This window comes from Serratia sp. CY27727 (assembly GCF_052169275.1).
In the GTDB taxonomy this organism is placed as follows: Bacteria; Pseudomonadota; Gammaproteobacteria; order Enterobacterales; family Enterobacteriaceae; genus Serratia; species Serratia sarumanii.
In genome coordinates, this window is record NZ_JBJNLB010000004.1 from 179,876 (window position 1) to 203,705 (window position 23,830).

At 56.1% G+C, this 23,830-nt stretch carries 20 protein-coding genes and 3 pseudogenes; 4 read left to right on the forward strand and 19 right to left on the reverse strand.

Annotated elements, in window-relative coordinates:
- Both ACJ8HB_RS13385 and mrdA read right to left on the reverse strand, forming a co-directional pair.
- Nucleotides 1-1,719: a penicillin-binding transpeptidase domain-containing protein gene (locus tag ACJ8HB_RS13385; RefSeq protein ID WP_033634500.1), complete on the reverse strand. Its 1,719-nt coding sequence runs from the start codon at nucleotides 1,717-1,719 to the stop codon at nucleotides 1-3.
- 107 nt (nucleotides 1,720-1,826) lie between these two features.
- Complete coding sequence (gene mrdA, locus ACJ8HB_RS13390; RefSeq protein WP_047567561.1) at nucleotides 1,827-3,752, reverse strand: penicillin-binding protein 2; 1,926 nt, start codon at nucleotides 3,750-3,752, stop codon at nucleotides 1,827-1,829.
- A gap of 294 nt (nucleotides 3,753-4,046) precedes the next feature.
- On the opposite strand from mrdA, the gene ACJ8HB_RS13395 reads away from it, so the two are divergent.
- A complete protein-coding gene (locus tag ACJ8HB_RS13395) occupies nucleotides 4,047-4,328 on the forward strand; it encodes a YjcB family protein (protein ID WP_033634498.1) in 282 nt (93 codons plus the stop codon).
- A gap of 37 nt (nucleotides 4,329-4,365) precedes the next feature.
- Here ACJ8HB_RS13395 and ACJ8HB_RS13400 read toward each other — a convergent pair whose 3' ends face one another.
- Nucleotides 4,366-4,815, reverse strand: a complete 450-nt coding sequence (locus ACJ8HB_RS13400; protein ID WP_047567562.1) for a MarR family winged helix-turn-helix transcriptional regulator — start codon at nucleotides 4,813-4,815, stop codon at nucleotides 4,366-4,368.
- Nucleotides 4,816-5,041: 226 nt separating this feature from the next.
- On the opposite strand from ACJ8HB_RS13400, the gene ACJ8HB_RS13405 reads away from it, so the two are divergent.
- A complete protein-coding gene (locus ACJ8HB_RS13405) occupies nucleotides 5,042-6,241 on the forward strand; it encodes a multidrug efflux MFS transporter (protein ID WP_039566203.1) in 1,200 nt (399 codons plus the stop codon).
- A gap of 171 nt (nucleotides 6,242-6,412) precedes the next feature.
- Here ACJ8HB_RS13405 and ACJ8HB_RS13410 read toward each other — a convergent pair whose 3' ends face one another.
- The 4 genes from ACJ8HB_RS13410 to ACJ8HB_RS13425 all read right to left on the reverse strand — a co-directional run bounded on the left by ACJ8HB_RS13410 (nucleotide 6,413) and on the right by ACJ8HB_RS13425 (nucleotide 8,998).
- Nucleotides 6,413-6,904 (reverse strand): nuclear transport factor 2 family protein, encoded by a 492-nt coding sequence (locus ACJ8HB_RS13410; protein WP_033648272.1) that lies wholly within the window; start codon nucleotides 6,902-6,904, stop codon nucleotides 6,413-6,415.
- A gap of 9 nt (nucleotides 6,905-6,913) precedes the next feature.
- Nucleotides 6,914-7,366, reverse strand: coding sequence for a MoaF-related domain-containing protein (locus tag ACJ8HB_RS13415; protein ID WP_223307156.1), 453 nt, complete (start codon nucleotides 7,364-7,366; stop codon nucleotides 6,914-6,916).
- A gap of 310 nt (nucleotides 7,367-7,676) precedes the next feature.
- Nucleotides 7,677-8,111, reverse strand: a complete 435-nt coding sequence (locus tag ACJ8HB_RS13420) for a glyoxalase/bleomycin resistance/dioxygenase family protein (RefSeq protein ID WP_047567566.1) — start codon at nucleotides 8,109-8,111, stop codon at nucleotides 7,677-7,679.
- A gap of 17 nt (nucleotides 8,112-8,128) precedes the next feature.
- Nucleotides 8,129-8,998, reverse strand: a complete 870-nt coding sequence (locus ACJ8HB_RS13425; protein ID WP_047567568.1) for a helix-turn-helix domain-containing protein — start codon at nucleotides 8,996-8,998, stop codon at nucleotides 8,129-8,131.
- Between the two features lie 181 nt (nucleotides 8,999-9,179).
- Here ACJ8HB_RS13425 and ACJ8HB_RS13430 point away from each other — a divergent pair, with 181 nt between their 5' ends.
- Together ACJ8HB_RS13430 and ACJ8HB_RS13435 are read left to right on the forward strand one after the other, a co-directional pair.
- Entirely contained in the window at nucleotides 9,180-10,097 is a 918-nt protein-coding gene (locus tag ACJ8HB_RS13430; protein WP_047567570.1) for a DMT family transporter, read from the forward strand.
- Between the two features lie 54 nt (nucleotides 10,098-10,151).
- Nucleotides 10,152-11,048: a PhzF family phenazine biosynthesis protein gene (locus ACJ8HB_RS13435; protein WP_047567572.1), complete on the forward strand. Its 897-nt coding sequence runs from the start codon at nucleotides 10,152-10,154 to the stop codon at nucleotides 11,046-11,048.
- Nucleotides 11,049-11,180: 132 nt separating this feature from the next.
- Here ACJ8HB_RS13435 and ACJ8HB_RS13440 read toward each other — a convergent pair whose 3' ends face one another.
- From ACJ8HB_RS13440 to ACJ8HB_RS13495, 12 genes and pseudogenes are all read right to left on the reverse strand, one after another.
- Nucleotides 11,181-11,633: a hypothetical protein gene (locus ACJ8HB_RS13440; protein ID WP_141240926.1), complete on the reverse strand. Its 453-nt coding sequence runs from the start codon at nucleotides 11,631-11,633 to the stop codon at nucleotides 11,181-11,183.
- Nucleotides 11,634-11,654: 21 nt separating this feature from the next.
- Complete coding sequence (locus tag ACJ8HB_RS13445; protein WP_047567575.1) at nucleotides 11,655-11,993, reverse strand: hypothetical protein; 339 nt, start codon at nucleotides 11,991-11,993, stop codon at nucleotides 11,655-11,657.
- The gene (locus ACJ8HB_RS13450) at nucleotides 11,980-12,318 is read right to left on the reverse strand and encodes a hypothetical protein (protein WP_052133435.1); all 339 of its coding nucleotides are present in this window, start codon (nucleotides 12,316-12,318) and stop codon (nucleotides 11,980-11,982) included. The genes ACJ8HB_RS13445 and ACJ8HB_RS13450 overlap by 14 nt, the downstream gene beginning before the upstream one ends.
- A gap of 637 nt (nucleotides 12,319-12,955) precedes the next feature.
- A complete protein-coding gene (locus ACJ8HB_RS13455) occupies nucleotides 12,956-13,393 on the reverse strand; it encodes a hypothetical protein (RefSeq protein WP_047567577.1) in 438 nt (145 codons plus the stop codon).
- Nucleotides 13,393-14,586, reverse strand: a pseudogene (locus ACJ8HB_RS13460) (RHS repeat-associated core domain-containing protein); the annotation flags it as partial. The pseudogene ACJ8HB_RS13460 and the gene ACJ8HB_RS13455, both read right to left, overlap by 1 nt.
- 358 nt (nucleotides 14,587-14,944) lie before the next feature.
- Nucleotides 14,945-15,403 carry a hypothetical protein gene (locus ACJ8HB_RS13465; protein WP_047571625.1) on the reverse strand — a complete coding sequence of 153 codons (459 nt, stop codon included), beginning with the start codon at nucleotides 15,401-15,403 and terminating at the stop codon, nucleotides 14,945-14,947.
- Between the two features lie 390 nt (nucleotides 15,404-15,793).
- Nucleotides 15,794-16,346, reverse strand: a pseudogene (locus ACJ8HB_RS13470) (RHS repeat-associated core domain-containing protein); the annotation flags it as partial.
- A gap of 201 nt (nucleotides 16,347-16,547) precedes the next feature.
- The gene (locus tag ACJ8HB_RS13475; RefSeq protein WP_072021625.1) at nucleotides 16,548-17,078 is read right to left on the reverse strand and encodes a hypothetical protein; all 531 of its coding nucleotides are present in this window, start codon (nucleotides 17,076-17,078) and stop codon (nucleotides 16,548-16,550) included.
- A 16-nt stretch (nucleotides 17,079-17,094) separates the two neighbouring features.
- Nucleotides 17,095-18,303: pseudogene (locus ACJ8HB_RS13480) on the reverse strand (RHS repeat-associated core domain-containing protein); the annotation flags it as partial.
- Nucleotides 18,304-18,675: 372 nt separating this feature from the next.
- Complete coding sequence (locus ACJ8HB_RS13485; protein WP_141240930.1) at nucleotides 18,676-19,128, reverse strand: hypothetical protein; 453 nt, start codon at nucleotides 19,126-19,128, stop codon at nucleotides 18,676-18,678.
- Between the two features lie 11 nt (nucleotides 19,129-19,139).
- Complete coding sequence (locus ACJ8HB_RS13490; RefSeq protein WP_442520184.1) at nucleotides 19,140-23,345, reverse strand: RHS repeat-associated core domain-containing protein; 4,206 nt, start codon at nucleotides 23,343-23,345, stop codon at nucleotides 19,140-19,142.
- Between the two features lie 31 nt (nucleotides 23,346-23,376).
- On the reverse strand, nucleotides 23,377-23,808 hold the full coding sequence (locus ACJ8HB_RS13495) for a DcrB-related protein (RefSeq protein WP_041035031.1): 432 nt from the start codon (nucleotides 23,806-23,808) through the stop codon (nucleotides 23,377-23,379).
- Nucleotides 23,809-23,830: the final 22 nt, after the last annotated feature.

The following is a 23,830-nucleotide window of genomic DNA, read 5'->3' on the forward strand; positions in this document are numbered from 1 at the left end:
TTACCCCTTGACCGACGACACCACGTTAAGCGGCTGGGCGTCCGGCAGAATATTCATGTGCTCCAACACCTGGGCCATGATCTTGCCGAACACCGGCCCGGCCACCGAACCGCCGAAGTGCTTGCCGGCTTTCGGGTTGTTGACCATCACCACCAGCGCCACCTGCGGATCGCTGGCCGGCGCCACGCCGGCGGTGTAGTTGATGTAGCCGCCGTCGTATTTGCCGCTCGGGCCCATTTTCTCGGCGGTACCGGTTTTGATCGCCAGCCGGTAGCCCGGCACCGCGGCGCTCACCCCGCTGCCGCCCGGTAAGGCGTCGCTCTCCATCATATGCACCACGGAGCGTACCGTATCCGCCGGCAAAATGCGTTGTCCCATCACCGGCGGCGTCACCTTGGTGATCGACAGCGGCCGATAAATGCCGAAGGAACCGATCGCGGCGTACTCGCGCGCCATCTGCAGCGGCGTCACGCGCAGCCCATAGCCGAAGGAGAAGGTAGCGCGTTCGATATCGGCCCAGCGTTCACGATGCTGCGGCAGATAGCCGCTGCTCTCGTTGCCGATGCCGAGCTCGGTCGGCCGCCCCAGGCCAAAGCTGCGGTAGACCGCCGGCAGCACCGTGGCCGGCAGCGCCAGCGCAATGTGCGATACCGCGATGTCGCTCGATTTTTGCAGCACGCCGGTGATGGTCAGCTTCGACCAGTGGCCGACGTCTTTAATCAGGTGACCGTTCACCCGATACGGCGTGGTGTCCAGCACCGTATCCGGCCGGATCAGCTTATGTTCCAGCCCCACCATCACCACCACCGGTTTCACCGTCGAGCCTGGTTCGAAGCTGTCGCTGCTGCACACGTTGCGAATGTCTTTCGCCGGGGTGCCGGCATAGTTGTTGGGGTTGAACGACGGGTAACTGGCCATGCCGAGGATCTCGCCGGTGTCGATTTTGACCAGCACCGCACAGCCGGAGTCGGCCTGGTTGGCCACCACGCCGTCGCGGATCTGCGCATAGAGCACGTACTGGATAAATTTGTCGATGCTGAGCGTCACGTTCGGCGGCGGCACCGGATCCACGCTTTTAAGCACGCCGATCACCGCGCCGCTGCCGTCCTTCTGATAGACCCGCAGGCCGTTTTTGCCCTGCAACAGCGGGTTGAAGCCCAGCTCGATGCCCTCCAGCCCCTGGTTGTCCTGGCCGACGATGCCGATCAGCCCGGCGGCGTCCTGGCCCATCGGATAAAAGCGGCTGAAATCCTGCTCGGTGCTGACGCCGGTCAGGTGCAGTTTGCTGATGTAGGCGGCGTTGTCGTCCTCCACCTTGCGCGCCAGATAGACGAAACGCTTGTGCGCGTTGCTCTGGATCAGATGCTGCACGTCCGCCAGCGGGATCTTCAGCACGTTGGCCATGCTCTGCCAGCGCTCGTTGCCGGTGTCGGTCTGGGAATCGAGAATATGCTTCGGATCCAGCACGATGTCTTTGGACGACACGCTGACCGCCAGCGCCTCATCGTTGCGATCGGTGATCATGGCGCGGTTGGTCGGCACCACCTGGGTGCGGATCGAACGCTGGTCGGCCTGATCCGCCAGCTGCTGGTGCTCCAGCAGTTGCAGGTAACCGACCCTGAACGCCAACAGAAAAAAACAGACCAGCATGCCGGCGCAAATCCAGCCGAAACGAACTGTGGAATAGGTTTTACCGCTTTTTTTGGTCGATGGCGCCACTGTTGTGTTAACCCTGCGTTTTTATTCGGTTTATGGTGTTATTTCAGTCTACCTTGCCGGAAATGGTCAGGAGATTGCAGTTTGTAAGAAAGTAAAAACAAACCGCCTCACCGTTGCACATCGGCACTGTCGTTTAACTGCGGTTTACTTTGCCCCGCATCGCCGGGCTGCGGCGCGTTGGCCGGGTCAAAAATATGGTCGAGGATGGCGCGCGCGGTCGGCCCCGCCACCACGCCGTTACCGCCGCCGTTTTCCAGGATCAGCGCCATCGCCACCCGTGGTTTTTTGTAAGGCGCGAACAGCGTATAGAAGATGTGATCGCGCAGCCGCACCGGGATCATTTTGGCGTTGTAGGTCTGGTTTTGCTTCAGGCTGAATACCTGCGAAGTGCCGGATTTGGCGGCGATCTGATACGGCGCGGTGTGGAACAGCTTGTACCCGGTGCCGTTCGGCAGATTGGCCATGCCGTACATGCCATTGCGCACGATGCCCCAGTAAGGCGAATGGGGATCGCCGATCTGCGCCGTTTTCGCCGGCGGCGGGTAGCGCGTCACCCGGTTGTCCTGCTGCAGCGAATACAGCAGGTGCGGCGTTTTCACCTGGCCGTTGTTGATCAGCGTGGTCAGCGCTTTCACCATCTGGATCGGCGTCGCCACCCAATACCCCTGGCCGATGCCCACCGAAACCGTATCCCCCTGATACCACCCTTTTTTGTGCACCTTCAGCTTCCAGTCGCGGCTCGGCAGCACGCCGCGGTACTCTTCGTTCAGATCGATGCCGGTGGACTGGCCGTAGCCGAACTGGCTCAGCCAGTGGTGGATACGATCGATGCCCATTTCATACGCCACCTGATAAAAGAAAGTGTCGGCGGATTCCTCGATCGCTTTGGTGACGTTGAGCATGCCGTGGCCGGTTTTCAGCCAGTCGCGGTAGCGGCGCTCGGTACCGGGCAGCGTCCAGGTCGGGGCGCCGAAAAAGGTGGTGGTGGGCGTTATCACGCCGGCGAACAGCGCCGAAACGGCCATGTAGGGCTTCACCGTCGACGCCGGCGGGTATAAGCCCTGGGTGACGCGGTTGATCAGCGGCAAATCCGGGTTGGTCAGCAGCGCCTTATAGGCCTGATAGCCGATGCCTTTGACGAAAGGATTGGGATCGTAGCTGGGGCTGGAAACCATCGCCAGGATGCCGCCGTCGCGCGGATCTTCCACCACCACCGCGGCGCGCTGCCCCTTCAGCACCGATTCAATGTACTGCTGCAGCGGCAGATCCAGCGTCAGGTAGATGTTCTTGCCGGCCTTCGGTGGCTGCTCTTTCAGCAGGCGGATCACGCGACCGTGATTATCCACCTCCACCTCCTGATAGCCGGTGGTGCCGTGCAGTTCGGCCTCGTAATAGGCCTCGATGCCCTGTTTGCCGATGTTGCGGTCGGCGGCATAGTTCTCGCTCAGCCCGGCCTTGTCCAGGCGTTTGAGATCGCTGTCGTTGATCTTCGACACATAGCCCAGCACGTGCGCCAGCTGGGCGCCGTAAGGATATTCACGCTGTTGATAGGTATCGATCGTCACTCCGTCGAAACGGTATTGATTGACGGCAAAGCGCGCCACCTCGGTGTCGCTCAGCCCGGCTTTGAGCGTCACCGGTTTGTAGCGGCTGTTGTGGTGCATGTCGTCGCGAAACGCGCTGATATCTTCCGGCGTCAGGTCGACGATCGGCGTCAGCGCCTGCAGCAGTGCCGCCATGTCGCTGATTTTGCTGGGCGTGATCTCGATACGATACAGTGTCACGTTTCGCACCAAAGGCGTGCCGTTGCGATCGAAGATCAGCCCCCGGCTGGGGGCGATCGGCAGCATTTTGATGTCGTTCTGGTTGGAGCGCGTCTGGTAAAAGCCGTGCTGGCGGATTTGCAGCCGGTAGAGGTTGACGATCAGCGCGCCGAAACAGACCACCACCAGCGCCAGCGCCACGCCTGCCCGGCGGATAAACAGCCTCTCTTCCGCAGAGTGGTCGCGAATTGTTTCTTTTAACAGGGCCATGCGGTGCCGATACCTTTTGCGTCACATTTCCCCGCAAAATCAGGGAACTGAAAAGCCGGCAAGCATAGCGTTATCGGGCGCACCGCCCCATGAAAAGGTTGCTAATGAAATGGCATAACTGTTTCAGCATATTGGAATGTTACCGGCGGCGTTTTTTTCACCGCGCTTCCCATTGAGCCGCCGTTCGCCCCAATGCTATAATGTGATCTGAATCACAATATTCCCGATATTCCCCCGCATTTCCCTGTCGGCGCCCTGCCGGATGCGGATTTTTGTTACATAGGATCGAGTTCGATGAGTACCATTGCCACCGGTTTAGTCATGATGCGCTGGGAGTTGCTGAGCGCCGTGATGATGTTCTTCGCCAGCCAGTTAAACGTCGTTTGCCGTAAAACCAGCCGTAACGGCATGGCGTTCATGTTCAGCAGCCTGGGCCTGTTTACCGCCTGCTGGTTCGTGATGGGCCTGATGGGCATCCACCTCACCTTGGAAGCTTTCACCCAATTCTGGTCATCGGCCTGGGATCGCTACGTGGACGTGGTCAGTACCATGCCGGTCGATTGGCCGATGCCGTAACCTCGCCGCGGGGGCGACGCACCGGCCGCCCCGCCGATTATTCCGTTTCCGTTGATGGCGCCGCCGCCAGCCGCGCCATCAAGGCCCCCGCCTCAATCAACAGCGCCTGCTCCCGCTCCGTTAAACAGTTTTCCATCGCCGCCAGCAACCACGCCTCGCGCCGGGTACGGCTCTCCTGCAGCAGGCCAAGCCCGGCGGGCGTCAGGCGCACCCGCACCCGGCGTTTGTCTTCGGCATCCGGCGTGCGCACCAGCAGCCCATCGGCCTCCAGCTCACGCAACGCGGCCGCCAGGTTTGAGGAACGCATGCGCTCCGATTCCGCCAGCAGCGACGGCGTCGCCTCGCCGCCGTGGCGATCGATAGCCCCCAACAGCATCAGCTGGGCCCAGGATTTTTCGTCGCTGCGCGATTCGCGCCGCATACGGCGCACCAGCGACATTAACTGCGTGCGCAGCAGCGTCACGTCTTCAGGATGATCTTTTTTCATTGGCATCAATCTAGCGTTCAGTTTATCTCTGCTTTCACACCGCCGGATCGCGCGGCTCTGGCTTAACCCAGTTACCTATGATAATATAGCTATTAATATATAGCAAAAAGACACTGCGTCGGCAGGGTTACGTTTGCTCACGCATTGCCTCTCGCCGATTAATTTGCAGTGTTATTATTATTTTGCTCAATAAATCCCTCCTTATTCAACGTGGTACGGTAAGCCGATGGAAGCGTGGAAAGTCAATCTGATCTCGGTCTGGCTCGGGTGTTTCTTCACCGGGCTGGCGATGAGCCAAATCCTCCCTTTTCTGCCGCTGTACGTCGAACAGCTCGGCGTCAGCGATCACCAATCCCTCAGCCTGTGGTCCGGGCTGGTGTTCAGCGGCACCTTTTTGGTCTCGGCGGTGGTGTCGCCGCTGTGGGGCAGCCTGGCCGACCGCAAAGGCCGCAAGCTGATGCTGCTGCGCGCCTCGCTGGGCATGGCGATCGTCATCGCGCTGCAGGGGCTGGCCACCAACGTCTGGCAGCTGTTCGCGCTGCGCGCCCTGATGGGGCTGACGTCCGGCTATATTCCCAACGCCATGGCGCTGGTCGCCTCGCAGGTGCCGCGCGATAAAAGCGGCTGGGCGCTGGGCACGCTTTCTACCGGGCAGATCTCCGGCGTGATCGCCGGGCCGCTGCTGGGTGGGCTGATGGCCGACCATCTGGGGCTGCGGGTAGTGTTTTTCGTCACCGCCGGGCTGATGTTCGTCAGTTTCCTGGTGACGCTGTTCCTGATTAAAGAGCGGCGCATCACGGTGAAAAAAGCGGATCAGCTGAGCGGCAAGGCGGTGTTCCGTTCGCTGCCCTATCCGACGCTGATCCTCACCCTGTTCGTTTGCACCCTGATGATCCAGCTGGCCAACTCGTCCATCAGCCCGATCCTGACGCTGTTCATCCGCGAGCTGTCCGGCGACGTCAGCAATATCGCCTTTGTCAGCGGCATGATCGCCGCCGTGCCCGGCATTGCAGCGCTGATCTCGGCGCCGCGCCTCGGGCGGCTCGGCGATCGCATCGGCACCGCGCGCATCCTGATCGCCGCGCTGCTGTTCACCACCGGCCTGTTCGCCGTGATGGCCTGGGTCAATACGCCGCTGCAGCTGGGCATTCTGCGTTTCCTGCTCGGCTTCGCCGACGGCGCGCTGATGCCGGCGGTGCAGGCGCTGCTGCTGAAGTATTCCTCCGATCAGGTGACCGGGCGCATCTTCGGCTATAACCAATCCTTTATGTACCTGGGCAACGTGGTTGGCCCGCTGCTGGGGTCGGGCATTTCGGCGATGATGGGGTTCCGCTGGGTGTTCGCCGTGACGGCGGTGTTGGTGCTTTGCAATGCGCTGCAGCTGCGCCATCAGTTCAAAAAAGTGGAGAGCCAACGCGCGGGATAACGGGGAATGCGGGGAAACGCCTCAAGCAGTGGCGGGACAATGACGCCCATCAACCGTGCCACCACTGCCAAAGGCGGCCGTAGCCTACTCGACGCGGCGATCGTTTGGTATTTATGTAAGTAAATAAAGTGTTGCGGGTGTGTTGAGGGCCGCCGCAGCGGCCCTTGCGGATCAGAACATGGTATTGTCGTTGGCCGATTTTTCCGGCACATCCTGATTGACGTCCCAATGCTCGGTGATTTTCCCCTGATCGTTCACCCGGTAAATATCCACGCTGGCGGTACCGCGATCCTGCGGGTTATTTTGGTATTTGACGTGAACGTAGACCAAATCGCCGTTGACCGCGCTGCGGTATATTTTGGCGCTGTACTGCGGATTGTCTTTAAAGGTCTGGCTGAAGAAATCCAGGAACGGCTTGATGCCGTCGCCGACGAACGGGTTATGCTGCTTGTAGTTTTCCACAATCAGCTTCTGCGCCACGCCGATGTCGTGGCGATTGAAAAAGCCCGCGTACAGGTCTTCCACCACCTTCAGCTTCTGCTGAGCATGATGATAACCGCCTTTGCCGGCCGATTTGTCAGACGCCGCCTGATCCGTCGACAGCGCCGGGTAACTCGCCAGCAAGCCGCCGACGATCGCACAGGTGATCAATGCCTTTTTCATAACTGCTCCTTATTTTCCTGAGTGACCTACGATTTTCAGCTGCCCTTTCAGATGGGTGAAGCTGCCGTCCTTGGCGGCGATGTTGGTGTACACCTCGCCGCGCTCAAAGTCCTCGATATGCGTCACGTTGTCGCCGGACTGAGGTTCGTGCCAATAGACCATATAGACCTTTGGCCGGATCTCCACCGCAGTGTATTGCACGGTATCGGTGATGCCCTGCGACGCCTCGCCGATACCGGTGAAGGTCATGGTCTTGTCATCGGTAAAATCCAGCTTGAAGGCGAAATCGCCGAAGGTCACCTGCACCACTTTACCGACCGCAATGAACTGCCCGTGTTTTTCCGTCATCGTTGCCGCCTTACTGTTAGTCAGGGAGGGTTGCGCCGCCGTAGCGGCGGCTAATGCGAGGGGGAAAGTCAGGGCTATCGCCAGCGCGATGCCCGTTCTCTTCACTGTTTTCATCGTTCCTTCTCCTTTCCGTGGTTGAAAACGAGAATCATTATCATCACTTGGCGGTGGCCAGAAATATAAGAATAATCTCTATTCCTATCAGGCACCTGGCGGCGAAAAAAGACGGCGAAAAATCGCCGCGGAATGGCATGGCAATAGCGCGTTCTGGCCATTGGTTTTTACGCAATGAACGGAATTTCTGCTTTCAGGAAGGGAAACTGCTCGGAGATTCGATGGGTCTATAGCGCAGATCGCTTTAAGCTAATGCGTATTTGTTCTTAAGCCGCCCACCCCCGAAAGGCGGCGGCGAACGGCGTGGCGTTTAACGCAGCCAGGGCGTATAGGTGACGCCGACCAGCAACCCTTCCGGGCTGAGCAAACGGGTAACGCTCTGCCCCCACGGCTCTTCGCGGTTGGCGACCAACAGCCGATAACCGCGATCGATCAGCCCCTGGGTGGCGGCCGCCATGTCGGCCACGTCGAACTCGATCCACGCCTGCGGCAGCGCGAGATCCGCCGGCCAGCGATCGTCGCCAAAGCAGGACTGCGCCGCCTGCGCCAGCGGCCACAGGGCGAAATGCTTCACGCCGTCCAGCGCGCCTTGCTCCGACAGCAGATAGGTTTCGTTGCCCGGCATCGGCTTGAGCGGCAGCCCCAGCGCCTCGACATAAAACGCCTTGCTCTCGTCGCTCTCACGCGTGATGGGCCCGAATCCGGCGACAAACAACACGCCCAGCCCGGCAAATTGTTGATCCATGCTGCTCTCCCTTCCGGTTAGCGCCCCAGCCGCACCTGCAGCGGAGCAAATCCATAGGCCGCCTTGAAGCGGTTGCTGAAGTGGCTGGCGGAGCTGAAGCCGCACGCCAGCGCGATCTCGGTGATCGGCTGTTGGCTGTGCCGCAGCAGCCGTTCCGCCCGCTGCAGCCGGGCGCGCATCACAAACTGGTGCGGCGCCAGCCCGGTGGCGTGCTTGAACATGCGGGCGAAATGGTATTCGCTCAACCCGGCCTGCGCCGCCAGATCCGCCAACAGCAAAGGCCGATCGAGGTGGTTTTCGATATATTCCCGCACCCGCCTGGCCACTGCAGGCGCCAGGCCGCCGCGCGCCTGCGGCAGCTTCCACTGCAGCTGACTGTAACGCTGGATCAGATGCGACATCAGCAGGTTCGACGCGCTGCTGAGCGCCAGCAGATTGGCGCTGTCCCGCCAGTCGCAGTTGAGCAAAAACTGGCGATACAGCAGCGTGATCTGCGGATCTTCGCCGAAGCTGCGCGGCTCTACGTTGATCGCCGCCGGGCTGCGATCCCAGGTCTGCTCCGCCAGCTGCCGCAGATGCCCGTCGGTGCAATACAGGTGCACGAACGACAGATCGCTGCGCACGTCCCAGGTGGAGGCGTATTGGCGCGGCATGATGCAGAACCGATCCGGCCCGCCGCCGTTGCGCCAGCCGCCCGGCACCTGCTGGTAGCACTCATAGCCGTCGGCGACGTACAGGCTCAGGGTATGGTGGTCGGCGCTTTCCTGCGTGACGCGATCGTTGCAGTTGGACCAGGCGGCCAGCTCCACGCCGGTGCCCAGCAGCACGCTGCCGTGCAGCCGCGCCTTGTGCTCACGCAGTGTTTCAAACGCCTGATAGTTGGACATCGCCGGCCCCGTTGTTCGACATGCAGACAGTGTAAAGAGTGGCGCCGCCGCATACCAGCCGCCGCCCCGCGCTTTTGGCAAAAAAAGCGCAAGAATATGCAACTGGGCGCAAAGCGCTGCAAGCGCCGCCGCGCGCCAAAGCGGATACTGCGCCATCGGTTTTTTCGGAGTAACAAATAGAATGAATGCGCTGTTGTACCTCGCCGTAGTGCTGATTTGGGGCACCACCTGGATTGCGATCACCCTGCAACAGGAAGGCCCGGTGGCCATTCCCGTATCGATTGCTTACCGCTTCGCCATTTCCGCCGCGGTGATGTTCGCCGTGCTGTTGCTAACACGCCGCCTGCGCCGCCTCGCCCCGCGCGATCATCTGTTCTGCGTGCTGCAGGGCTGCTGCGTGTTCGGCTTCAACTTCTTCTGCTTCTACCACGCGGCGGCCTACATCAGCAGCGGGCTGGAATCGGTGATTTTCTCGATGGCGGTGCTGTTCAACGCCCTCAACAGCCTGCTGTTTTTCCGCCAGCGTCCCAGCCCCAACCTGCTGCCGGCGGCGCTGCTGGGTTTGACCGGCATCGTGGCGCTGTTTTGGCAAGATCTGGCCGCCACCCGCATGGCGCCGGAGCTGCTCAAAGGCATCGGCCTGAGCGCGCTCGGCACCTACGGCTTCTCGCTGGGCAACATGATCAGCACGCGCCATCAGCGCCGCGGGCTGGATATCTTTTCCACCAACACCTACGCCATGACCTACGGCGCGCTGCTGATGGCGCTGATCGCCCTGGCGCAGGGCGCATCGTTCCAGATCGAATTCAGCAGCCGCTATATCGGCTCCCTGCTGTACCTGGCGATTTTCGGGTCGGTGATCGCCTTCGCCGCCTACTTCAGCCTGCTCGGCCGCATCGGCGCCAGCGCGGCGGCTTACAGCACCCTGCTGTTCCCGCTGGTAGCGCTGACCATCTCAACGATCTACGAAGGCTATCAGTGGCACTTCAACGCCGTGCTGGGCCTGTGCCTGATCCTACTGGGCAACCTGGTGATGTTCGCCAAGCCGGGGCTGAAATGGCGACGGCCAGGTATCGCGAAACAAAACTCAACCCTTTGAAGCCATTGGCGAATATCGTTATCATCAGGTTTTGTTGATAACGGATGATGGCCAATGCTCAGAAGTGATGATGTGACACCCCGCGCCTACAAACAGGTGGACGTGTTTGCCCGTACGCCGCTGCAGGGCAACCCCGTGGCGGTGGTGCTGGAGGCCGAGGGGCTGAGCAGCGCGCAAATGCTGGCATTGGCCCGTTGGACCAACCTTTCGGAAACCACCTTTGTGCTTAAACCGACGCACCCGGCGGCGGATTATAAGGTGCGCATTTTCACCACCGAAAAAGAGCTGCCCTTCGCCGGCCACCCGACGCTGGGCACCGCCCACGCCCTGCTGGAAGCCGGATTGACGCCTAAACGGCCTGGGACGGTGATGCAGGAATGCGGCGTCGGCCTGGTGGCGGTCGATATCCTGCCGGAAGGTACATTGGCGTTCGCCGCACCCGAAGTTGAGCTCCGCCCAATGGCGACTGAGGAAACAGAACGGCTGATGGCCGCTTTACGGCCCGCGGTGATTGAAGGAGGCCCCCTACCGGTGATTGCCGAGATGGGCATTCGCTGGCTGATGGTGCGCTTGCCGGACGCACAATCCTGCCTGGCGGTAACGCCGGATCAGGCCACGATTAAACGGTTGCAAACGGCGTGTGATGTGGATGGCGTGGTGATTTATGGCGCCTGCTCCGCAACCGAACCGGCCGATTACGAAATGCGCGCGTTTATGGTGGAATGCGGCGCCTTGATTGAAGATCCGGTGACCGGCAGCGCCAACGCCTGCCTGGCGCGCTTATTGAAGGCCAGCCGCTTTCCCGACGGCGGCCAGACCGCACAGGGCTACCAGGTGCGCCAGGGCACCCAACTGAATCGAGATGGCCGCGTGAGCGTGCACTTTATTGACGGCGAACCCTGGATCGGCGGGCACTGCCGCACCCTGATTAACGGTACATTGGGTATTTAGTTTGGGGGGTAAGAGGTTGGAGGGAGTGGTTTTATCTGTCTATTCGGCTTGCCCTAATGAGGCTCAGTAATTATCTCTCGCTGAAAGAAGTTCAGCTAGCGGGGGTTAATTTTAAAGAGTTTTTTGTTGAAATTATTGCATTAATAATACCAACTGATTAGCTCCATCAAAGGATAAAATATTATCACAATTCAATTTAACGTCATTACTTTCAAAATCACAGCTAAATATGTAGTTCCAACCAGGAACACCCCAATATGCAGTATCAATGTTACTCAACCCAAAGCTAGTTTCACAGATCACACAAGGGTTAACCTTTCCATACCAAAACAATACGTGTGAACACTTTTCAAATGTACTGCCTTTTAACCACTCACTTATTCTAACACATTGATTTTCATCGTCATTATCTAGCATCTCCTGCACATTTATCAATCTGTGATTTAATTTTGAAAAATCCAGATGCCCAGCTATCCAAGGTAGAGCGGATAATTTATCAAATAGTGCCATAGATAGAGAAAGGTTAATCGTAGCATAATGCTGGGAAACCCACTCATTGATTATATTGTCATCAATAAATTTCATAAAGTATTTTCTCAAATAGATTTAAACATCATTCGTCAACGGTTTCTCCCAATAAATGATTTTCTCCATTTCCCTTTCTATATCATCCATATCATCCAGCCCTAATTCATGACTAAACTTTTCAGAAATAACCCCTCTTACTTTTGATAAGCGGCCAGTAACATTATTTTTATCAATAAACTGCGTAGTTTCCTCACAATATGCATTTCTCACCTTCTGACTTACCTCCCCACTTGCATCGGTATAATAATGCCGTGCAATGTTCCGCAATGATATCAAAATAAACTCAACCTCAGACAATATGTCCATTGCTTCATGGCCAGATAGAACTATTCTCTCATTTTCTTTATTTAGTTTCATTTGAAAAATCACCCATATTAAAAAATAAACTCTTCCATTGTTCAAGGCGCCCCTCAAACTCATCTATACTTGAAACAGTCATAGACTCCTCGGTGTATTCATTAAAAATCTCCACGCCATTAGGTTTAATAGTTATAGTATGAGAGTTTCCCGTCTCCTCCCAAAAAGGCAGGACTCCGGACCTCACAAATTTACAGGCTTCAATAAACTCATTGACACCATAAAAACTTCTTTGGATATCATCCATTATAAAGTCAGCTAGTATCCTATAATCACTATTGGCTTCTATAGATGGATAACCGTCATCACCGATAAAAAACCTCATGGTAATCCTCCATGTTCTTTATTTCCTCATTCAATGCCTGCACCTTCAGCAATCAAACTATCACCATTTCCTCAGGTTTTAGCACATTGACCTTCAGTCGGAATCCAGCACTTGAATCTACAGTAATCGTTGAATCATGTAATATGGTTGCAGAAACGAAGGGATTGGAGTTTTCCGAGTAAATAACCCAAACCAGTTTTTCTTCGCGAACCAAATAAGCGATACAACCTTCTGAACCATAGCTCCCCTCCCCTAAACATAAGTATCCACCACAACTCAAATTAATTTTCTTTATTACATCAATAGTAGTGATTTCATCTTTATTTTTTCATAGAACTCACAAGAATCGAAACATCCCGATTTAGATACTTTAGGCGTGGGGTAGGATATGATATCGATCAACTCAGCTCTACCATCTGAAAAATACAGAGCATTTTTAATCGGTAACTCACCAGCTTTCCACAGTTTAGTGATTACATTCTTCATAATTATGGATAATCAAGCAGTAAAAACGATTATTGCCAACATCATAGGTGGCTTTCAGTGAAATAAACATCGATCTTTTAATTAACTTCCAAGGAACGATGTTTATTTAAACTGTTTTATAAGGTTTTTCGACGTCTACCCCAACAACACTTCACCTACCAGAAATACCAAAATCGGCATAACCTTCAGAGCTAATTACAAGGCACCACTTTTTATTTCTTTCAAAGAAATAATGATGCTGAGGTATATTTTTTAAGGCAAAATCAAGAAACTCATGAAGTTTATCAAAGTCCATCTTAACTGAGAAATCCAGAGAGGAATCATTGATGTAGTAAATCTCATCGCTCATGGCAATTTCTCTATTTACTGCATTATCCTCTAAAAAAGAAGACACCTGAGATAACCATGACTGATAGTCTCCATGTAACTTAATAAACTTATGTTCTTTTGTTTTAGACCAACTTATCTTAGAGCCAGTCCATTCGAAAGAATCTGACAACTCATCGGCAATCGCTTCCCAATCATCTACGATATTAAAAAAAATAGATTTCTCACCTATTTTATTTCTAATTTCTTCATCAAGTGTCATTACATTCCTCTCCACGGTTTCGACGGGAAATCAAATAGTTCCTGAAGCTTAGTTACAGTAGATTCTTTTGCATCAAATAAGAAGTGCTCTCCCTTATCCTTCCCACTAAAGACATTGATATGAGCACCACTTCTCTCATCATATTCAATCCTAAACCCTGTTTTACCATCAAGGGTGGTCATTCCAACAGGTTGTCCTCTGGTTGCGCCAAATTTCCCTGTATTGACTTTTTCCGCTTTGAAACCACGTTCCTCAAGCCATTTGAGTGCTTTATTCCTAGCTTGTTCATAAGAATCTTTCGGCTCTTTTTCTGTTTTACAAGGCTTACTACTCAACCCCAACGGATCCACCCACATCAGCGGGTTCGGCGCATACTGATACAGGTTCAACCCGCCACGCAGCCCTATCGGATCCTGCGTGGTGAAACGCCCCACCTCGGGTTCGTAGTAGCGGAACAGGTTGTAGTGCAGGCCGCTTTCGTCGTCCTGATATTGCCCGGCGTAGCGCAGCGGCTGCTGGTATTGCGCGCCCTGCCGCTTCGCCGCGCCGGCCACCGTCTGGCCCTGCAGCTTGCCGAAGGTGTCGTATTGCCCGGACCAGCACAGGTTGCCCGCCGCGTCGGTCACCTCCAGCGGCGCGCTGTTCAGATCGGTGTGATACCAGTAAATATCTGCCGAGCGGCTGTCGCCCGCCTGCTCCAGCGCCGCCAGCGGGCTCCACGGGCTGGCCGGATCGTAGCTCCAGCTGCGGCGGCTGCCGTCGTCGCGCTGCTCCTGCAGCAACCGGTAGCCCTGCCACAGGAAACGGGTCGTCTGTTCGGTTTTGCCCTTGTAGCGCACCGCCTTGCGGCTGCGGCGGCCCAGCGCATCGTAATGATACTGCGCCTCGAACTCGCCCTGCGGGCCGCGGCCGTGCGCCTGCACCAGCCGATTGTCGGCGTCGTAGCGGTAGTGCTGTTCGTACAGGCCGTTGCGCCGGCTGATCAGGTTGCCCCAGGCGTCGTAACGGTAAAACAGTTTTTGCCAGTGCGTCAGCCGGTTATCGACAATCGGCGCCAGCGGCAGGTGCGCGTCGATGTCGCTCTGCGGGCTGCGCTCGCCCAGCAGGTTATCCGCCAGATCGTACACCAGCCGCGCGCCCGGTTTGCCATGATTGGGCTCGCGGTGTTGCAGCAGGCGGCCTACTCTACAATAAACACTTGGAATATTTAATTTTCAATGGCTTCATTTTTAAAGAGCTGAAAATTAACTTTTCATAATTTTATTTTTTAATTTTAGTCAGAAACTGGCTGAATAATATTAATTCAAAAAGCCATTGAACACCCTATTATAACCGCAATCATTGAGGTTAATATTTATAAACGCCAACAAAAATTGATATAGGCACCAATTTCCTCATCATACTCAATCCTCCCCCCCTGTTTTATCATCAGGGGGCACTCCAACAGATCGCCCCTAGTTGCACCAAATTTACCTGCATTGACTTTTTCGCTTTGAAATCAATTTTTTCAAGCTACTTGAGCAAGTCATTCTTAGTGCAAAGCATTAAGAATTAGCGCCAAAATGAAAAATCAGATACAAAAAACTCGTTTATTTCTATATCTTCAGGAATGTGTTTTATTGTATCAGCAATCTCATCATATGGCGGAGGAAGTATAAGTGAAATACCAAAATCATCATTGATAATTATTGAACCATTATATAATTTCTGAGTTTTTGTTAATTTTATCACATCCATCACCTTCATCCCTGTGAATATGATTCCCTTGTAGCCGCCTTTATAACGCTCATTACATCCAAGTGAAAAGATAACACCGTCTTTATCAGTCGCAATGGTCAAGGTATTGTCGATTTTATATGATTTTTTTTCCTCACCATCAGGGAGAAAATAACTTTTAACCTCCACACTAAATCCAGAATAAATCTCATTAATATATGACGAGATGTTTTCATTTATAACGACATTCCCTATGGAAATCCCCGATACAATCTCAGCATTAAAGTCAATCATCTTAGACACCACCATTCTTAATAACTCCATCAACGTACACAGGTGAATCTTTTATCAGATCGTAATTTTTAAATTCACCATGCCCAATTCTACCAAAAACAACATCCTCACCATTCTCAACCTTATAAACCTTCCAATAATCATTGCCATGAATATTAGGCTGACTTGCATTACCTCCGGGGTGATAATCAAGTTTATATGTCGCACCCGATTTCGTTGTTCGCACATATTGAGTATGTTGAATTGCTTCTGGTCTGCCTGCTTGAGGGTAATGCTTTGCCCAACCGCGACTAGTTAAAAACGCGTCAACATCAGCTGGCTTTTTGCCAGATAGTTTATCCACCCATCTGCGAGCGATTCTATCTTTTCTAGCAAAGCCTTTAGAAGCCCCACAACTCATCAACCCCAACGGATCCACCCACATCAGCGGGTTCAGCGCATACTGATAAAGGTTCAACCCGCCGCGCAGTCCTATCGGATCCTGCGTGGTGAAACGCCCCACCTCGGGTTCGTAGTAGCGGAACAGGTTGTAGTGCAGGCCGCTTTCGTCGTCCTGATATTGCCCGGCGTAGCGCAGCGGCTGCTGGTATTGCGCGCCCTGCCGCTTCGCCGCGCCGGCCACCGTCTGGCCCTGCAGCTTGCCGAAGGTGTCGTATTGCCCGGACCAGCACAGGTTACCCGCCGCGTCGGTCACTTCCAGCGGTGCGCTGTTCAGATCGGTGTGATACCAGTAAATATCCGCCGAGCGGCTGTCGCCCGCCTGCTCCAGCGCCGCCAGCGGGCTCCACGGGCTGGCCGGATCGTAGCTCCAGCTGCGGCGGCTGCCGTCGTCGCGCTGCTCCTGCAGCAACCGGTAACCCTGCCACAGGAAACGGGTCGTCTGTGCGGTTTTGCCCTTGTAGCACACCGCCTTGCGGCTGCGGCGGCCCAGCGCATAGTAATGGGACTGCCGCCCTGCGGGCCACGGAGCCGGTTGTCGGCGATTGGCGCCAGCGGCTGGTGCGCGTCAATGTCGTTCCAGAGGTTTATATAGACCAGTTCATTCTTATTTTTAAAGAACGTGCCTCGTAACCTGATTTTTTCTTTACCCCCCCTTATTTTCCTCAATTTAAAAAACATTTTCCATTAGAAACCAGACACTTCATTAACATTGTGAAAATTCAATATTCACTCCTTCCTCATTACATAAATCGACAAATAGTTGAGAGACAATCATTCGCTCACAAAACACACTATCTCTCGCTATAAAGAAATCTTTATCACATTTATAGGCAGGAATATCGATTAGTTTAGTGCCATCAATAAGTTCCCTAAACGTTGTTCTTTCCTCGTCAATAATTGGAAGGTAATTATTCACCTTACATAAAGACAGCGTTTCACTAACATTTTCCACAGTACACTTATAGAAGGACATTTCAGATGCAATTCTACGTTCAAATATAGATACCGCTCTCTGTGAAAAAATTGGGACTCCGATATTGGCAGGAAAATAATCTGAAACCATCAGTTTATCACTCCGCATAGTACTTTGTACTTTACCTTTTGGTAGTGAATATGAGAGAAACTTACCATCCCCTTCATTCCAAATGAAAAAGCTTGATAATCTTGACTTTGGGTCTGAGAAGTCAATAACTCCATTTCCCAATAAGAAGCTACTAATAGTATAGATGTTCATGCCCTTATCCTCGTAATCAAGCACATGTAAGCTTTCCTGTTTTAAATCCTTTACGAGCCTCATGCTGTAGGTTCAATACTTCATTTTGTATTCGTCGATAATCCCATTTTTCTTTATTTGCAACTCTCTCCAAAGCATCTAGTTTTGACTTCATCATTTCATTATATATTGCATGCTCTTTTGTCCAGCCACGATGAAGTCCCAAGTCCGGATTAGGATCTATTCCTTTTGCAACAGGAAGTCGCATCATATTTGATGCACCATTAATACTCATCCCTGATTGCACAAAAACAGGATGATTCCTAAGTGAGTAAGGAATCAAATGCTGACGTTGGTACCCTTGAGTGGTATCCATCCACGAAGGGAAACGATCTAAACCTAGTGGATCTACCCAAGCTAAAGGATTTGGCCCATAAGCATATAAATTCAGCCCGCCTTCCAACCCTATAGGATCCTGCGTGGTGAAACGCCCCACCTCGGGTTCGTAGTAGCGGAACAGGTTGTAGTGCAGGCCGCTTTCGTCGTCCTGATATTGCCCGGCGTAGCGCAGCGGCTGCTGGTATTGCGCGCCCTGCCGCTTCGCCGCGCCGGCCACCGTCTGGCCCTGCAGCTTGCCGAAGGTGTCGTATTGCCCGGACCAGCACAGGTTGCCCGCCGCGTCGGTCACCTCCAGCGGCGCGCTGTTCAGATCGGTGTGATACCAGTAAATATCCGCCGAGCGGCTGTCGCCCGCCTGCTCCAGCGCCGCCAGCGGGCTCCACGGGCTGGCCGGATCGTAGCTCCAGCTGCGGCGGCTGCCGTCGTCGCGCTGCTCCTGCAGCAACCGGTAGCCCTGCCACAGGAAACGGGTCGTCTGTTCGGTTTTGCCCTTGTAGCGCACCGCCTTGCGGCTGCGGCGGCCCAGCGCATCGTAATGATACTGCGCCTCGAACTCGCCCTGCGGGCCGCGGCCATGCGCCTGCACCAGCCGATTGTCGGCGTCGTAGCGGTAGTGCTGTTCGTACAGGCCGTTGCGCCGGCTGATCAGGTTGCCCCAGGCGTCGTAACGGTAAAACAGTTTTTGCCAGTGCGTCAGCCGGTTATCGGCGATCGGCGCCAGCGGCAGGTGCGCGTCGATGTCGCTCTGCGGGCTGCGCTCGCCCAGCAGGTTATCCGCCAGATCGTACACCAGCCGCGCGCCCGGTTTGCCCTGATTGGGTTCGCGGTGTTGCAGCAGGCGGCCTTTGATGCAACTAACAATCTAATGTTTTTACTCTTCCTTTTTTTATTTTTAAAGAACCTAATATCTCCTTTTCAAGCCTCTACCTTACATCTCATATTCAATGTTTCTCACATTTTTTGTAAAGCACTAACAATCTTTATCGCCACTGATTATCTTATTGCTCTCAGATCTCCACACATTTTTCCATCTTTCCATCTTTCCATCTTTCCAAATTCACAGAATACTATTCAATTGAATAATAGTCATTTTTATCATTGTGGGTGCAAAACACTGATCAATATCATCAACCCTCCGATAGAAAATTTAAAACCCCTTTATCATGTAATAAGCATGTAGTAAGCCACTACAATCATAATAAAACACATCAAAAAGATGTCAACTCATTAATAAAACCAATCTACTCATCCCATCAAAGGTTAGAATGTTACCATAATCCACCTTAATTTCATTATTTTCGAAACCACAGCTAAATATGTAGTTCCAACCAGGAACCCCCCAATATGCAGAGTCAATATTATTTAATCCAAATTTGGTTTCGCAAACAACACAAGGGTTATCCTTTCCATACCAAAACAATACGTGTGAATTGCTTTCAAACGAGCTTCCCTTTAAAAAAACCTTTAGATTGTCATATGTTATATCACCATCATAACTCAACATCTCCTGTATGTCTGCGCTCCGATGATTTAGTTTCTCATAGTCTATATGACCAGCTTCCCAAGGTAGAGAAGACAATTTATAAAATAAGTCATCAGATAACGAATCGTTAATCATCGCATTGTTATTAGCGAGCCATTCCTTAACAACACCACTATCAATAAAATTCATTTTCTTATACCTCAAGGAAAATGCTCTATGAGCGAATAATAATCATTTAAAGTGCCATTTTCTATTTTGTTAGCACCAAACAACCAGTCTTTCCTCTTTGGTCCACCACGCTGATCCCACCAGTTTACGTGATAACCTTTTTTATCATCATAATCTAAACGCCATCCTTGCTTGCCATCCGGTGACATTCGACCAGTAACTCTCCCTTTCTGAGGCCCTATTTCCTGAATAAAGTCTACTGCGTCATCACCTATACCTGATGCCTTTCTAGCATGATCACGGGCGTCATTGAGTGATTTGAACGTTTTCTCATGCTCAATGCCTTTCTCTACACTACAGGTATTTTTAGACAACCCAAACGGATCCACCCACATCAGCGGGTTCGGCGCATACTGATAAAGGTTCAACCCGCCGCGCAGCCCTATCGGATCCTGCGTGGTGAAACGCCCCACCTCGGGTTCGTAGTAGCGGAACAGGTTGTAGTGCAGGCCGCTTTCGTCGTCCTGATATTGCCCGGCGTAGCGCAGCGGCTGCTGATACTGCGCGCCCTGCCGCTTCGCCGCGCCGGCCACCGTCTGGCCCTGCAGCTTGCCGAAGGTGTCGTATTGCCCGGACCAGCACAGGTTGCCCGCTGCGTCGGTCACTTCCATCGGCGCGCTGTTCAGATCGGTGTGATACCAGTAAATATCCGCCGAGCGGCTGTCGCCCGCCTGCTCCAGCGCCGCCAGCGGGCTCCACGGGCTGGCCGGATCGTAGCTCCAACTGCGGCGGCTGCCGTCGTCGCGCTGCTCCTGCAGCAACCGGTAACCCTGCCACAGGAAACGGGTCGTCTGTTCGGTTTTGCCCTTGTAGCGCACCGCCTTGCGGCTGCGGCGGCCCAGCGCGTCGTAATGATACTGCGCCTCGAACTCGCCCTGCGGGCCGCGGCCATGCGCCTGCACCAGCCGGTTGTCGGCGTCGTAGCGGTAGTGCTGTTCATACAGGCCGTTGCGCCGGCTGATCAGGTTGCCCCAGGCGTCGTAACGGTAAAACAGTTTTTGCCAGTGCGTCAGGCGGTTATCGACAATCGGCGCCAGCGGCAGGTGCGCGTCGATGTCGCTCTGCGGGCTGCGCTCGCCCAGCAGGTTATCCGCCAAATCGTACACCAGCCGCGCGCCCGGTTTGCCCTGATTGGGTTCGCGGTGTTGCAGCAGACGGCCTTCGGCGTCGTAACCGTAGTGCACTTCGCCGCGCAGCGCGTCGCTCACCCCGGCCAGCTCGCCGCGGCCGGTGTAACGATAGGCGCGCCACAGCACGCCGTCTTCCGGCCGGGTCAGTTTGTCGTGGCCGAAGGCGCTGCTCTGCCAGCTGCGGCGGCCCATGGCGTCGTAACGCCGCTGCTGCTGCAGCGCGCCCTGGCTGCGGCCGGTCTCCCGATGCAGGCGATCGCGGGTGAACTCGCTCACCACCTGCTGGTTGAATTTGATGGCGCTGGCGTGGCCGGAGCCGTAATACAGCCACTGCAGGCGATCGCCCTGCGGCAGCGTCAGCGCCTGCAGGTTGGCCAGCGCATCCCACTGGTATTGCAGCTCGCCGTTCACGCCCTGCTCGCCGAGCAGCCGCCCGGCGGCGTCATAGCGCATCTGCACGCTGTCCGGCTCAATGCCCAGCGCCGCGCCGCTCGCCGTCGGCAGGCGGTTCAGCTCGCGCAGCCGCCCCATGGCGTCGAAGCGGTAATTCCATTCCGCGCTGGCGTTGCCGCGCCAGACCAGCTGCCCGGCCTCGTCGAAACGGAAGCGCTGTTCGCGCTGCGTCAGCTCGCCCGCGCTGCCCGGCAGGCCGACCTCGCGGTGCTCCTCCAGCAGCCCGGCCGCGCCGTAGCGATAATAGTGGCGGGTGTCGTCCGGGCGCTCTTCGGCCAGCACGCGGCCCACCGCATCGTAGCTGAAGCGGTATTCGCCGCCGTTGCCGTTCTCCAGCCGCGTCAGCCAGCCCTGCGGGCTGTAGTGATAGCGCCGGGTGCGGTTGATGCGATCGGTGATGCTGACCGGCAGCCCCAGGGCGTTGTACTGCCAGCGGGTCAGGCTGCCCAGCGCGTCCTGATGCTCGGCCAGTTGACCGTGTGCATTCCAGTTAAAGCGCTCTTCGCCGCCGTCCGGGTGGATCAGGGTGTGCAGGCGCCCGCCGTTATCCCATAGGTAGCGCGTCTGGTGGCCTTCGGCATCGGTCTGCGCCGTCAGTTGCCCCAGCGCATCGTAGGTATAAGCTGTCACGCTGCCGGAACAGTCGGTGTAGCGCGTCAGCTGGCCGCGGGCGTCCCACTCCAGCTTCACTTCCCCGCCCAGCGCGTCGATCACGCCGGCCGGCAGGCTCTCTTCGTCATCCGGATAGCGGTACAGCGTGGCATTGCCCAGCGCATCGACATAGCGCGTCGGGCGCCCCAGCGTATCCCAGTGCTGCGCTTCGCTGCTGCCGTCCGGGTACGCGACGGCGAACAGCCGGCCGCTGTTGCGCGAATATTGATAGCGAGTGACGCGGCCGAGCGGATCGGTCTCCGACAGCAGGCGGCCGTAAGGATCCCATTCGCTCTGGCGCTGCGCGCCGCCGGGCAGCAGCACGCTGCACAGTTCGCCGCGTTGGTAGATAAAACCGTAGCGGCGCTGGTCGAAGTCGATGTACTGCGCCACGTTGTCGTCGTCATCCAGCCGCCACTCCGCGCGCTTGCCGTCGCCGCGCACCGCACTGCGGCGCCCACCGGCGAAGTCATAACCGAACTCCAGCGATTCTCCGGCGCTGTTGCGGTAGGCCGTCACGCGCGGCACGCCGTCAATCTCTTGCCATTGGTATTCGTTCAGCAGTCCGGCGGCGTCCTGGTGGCTGATCATCAGGCCGTCGCGCCAGCCAAAGCGGCGCGTCACCTCACCGGCGCGGTTGCTGACCGTCGTCAGTTGGCCCTGCTCATCGTAATCGTAGCGCGCCAGCGTCCGTTCGCCTTCGGCGGTTTGCAGCGCCACTTCGCGCAGGCGGCCCTGCGCATAGCGGCACATCAGGCGCTGCCCGGCGCTGTCCACCAGTTCGCTCAGCAGCCCCTCGTCGTCGTAAAACAGCGAGGTGGCGTTGCCGATCGCGTCGGTGATCATGCTGAGCCGGCTCGGCTGATCGCCCGCCAGCGGCGGGTAGTGGAAAATCTGTTCGCCGACGTCAAACAGCTGCCAGCTGCCGTCGTCGTTGTGCATCAGCCAGCATTTTTCGGCTTCGCAGTAGGTTTTGTGGCCGCGCGGCACCCTGGGGAAAGCGACGAAGTCGCCGGAAGGCGCGCGCCACACCAGGCCGTCCTGATACGGCTGCAGGCTGCTCTCCCAGAACAGGTTCCAGCCGCGGCCCAGTACGCCGTCGCCGGGGTTGCCGCTGCGCCAATAGCGCTGCCAGGCGACCGGCAGGCGCGAAGGCAGCACGAAATCGAGATCGTCTTCGCCGTCGAGGAATTTCTGGCCGCTGACGATATCCACCGGCCGGGCGATAATGCCGACGGCGGCGGTCGCGGTCATCAGGGTGCCGGCGCGGCAGGCGATGCGCGCCAGCTTGTTGATGCCGGGCAGCTTGCCCAGCAGTTTGCCCAGCGCCCCCAGCTTGCCGGCGGCGCCGCCCACGCCGCCCACCAAGCCGGCGAACAGCAGCGTCAGGTCAGAGACCTTGTACAGCCAATCCGGCACTTCGGGCTTGATCGGCAAGGTGGTGACGGTGCCGCCGCCGATAAACACGTTGGGCGAACCTTCCATCACCTGCGCGTCGCAGTTGGTTTTGTCCCCCACGCGCGAGGCGGGCTGGCCGTTGATGCTGACCTTGTCGGAGCCCTGCGCCATCTGCATGCTCGGGCCGTCGTCGCTGCAGGCCACCTGGCTGTTGGTGGCGAGCGCGGCGGGTTTGCCGTTGATGAAGACGTTGGGGGAGCCGGTGACGATATTGCCTTTGGGGGTCAGGCTACCGGCGCCGGCGTCGGCAATGCCGTCGCGCGCCGCGGTGGCCGCCTCCCCGGTGAGATACCCCACCGCCAGACTGGCGCCGATGAGCAGCACGCCGACGCCGATACAGGAAGCCGCCAGGCCGGCGACGAACAGCGCACCCGCCGCCACCGCGCCTGCGGCGGCGATCAGGCCGCCGACAATCGTGCCGGCAATCATGCCGGCCAGGGCATGGGAATGCCCGATGGTATCGCCGACGCGAGCCGCTTCGGTCATCGTAAGGTCCTTTTACGCAAAGAGTTCATCGTTAGGCCGCCCGGTAGCTGCTCAGCACCTGCTGCAGCAGCGCGTCGTCTTGCGGCGTCAGCTTGCGCGCCATCGCCAGAGTGAACACCAGCACCCGGCCCTCCGCCAGCGCGAACACCGCCTGGTTTTGCCAGATGCGCTTGCCGTCGCGCAGGTAGCTGGCGCGCACCCATTCACCGGCGGTTAATCCATCGCCCAGCGTCGCCGGCTCGCGGCTTTTGAATGCCCAGCCTTTCAGCCCCTGCGCCAGCGCATCGAGCTGGCGGGTAACGTAGCTTTCCAGGTTTTCCGCCGGCTGCAGCGCATCGCGGGAAATATTGATTGAGGGGGAAACATCATCGCCGGCCAACAGCACGTTGACGGTGCGATCGGCATAGCCTTCCGGCAAAGCGACGCTGCCTTCGCTGAAAGCGCAGCGGGATAAAGCGGACATGCGAGGATCCTTTTGCATAAAT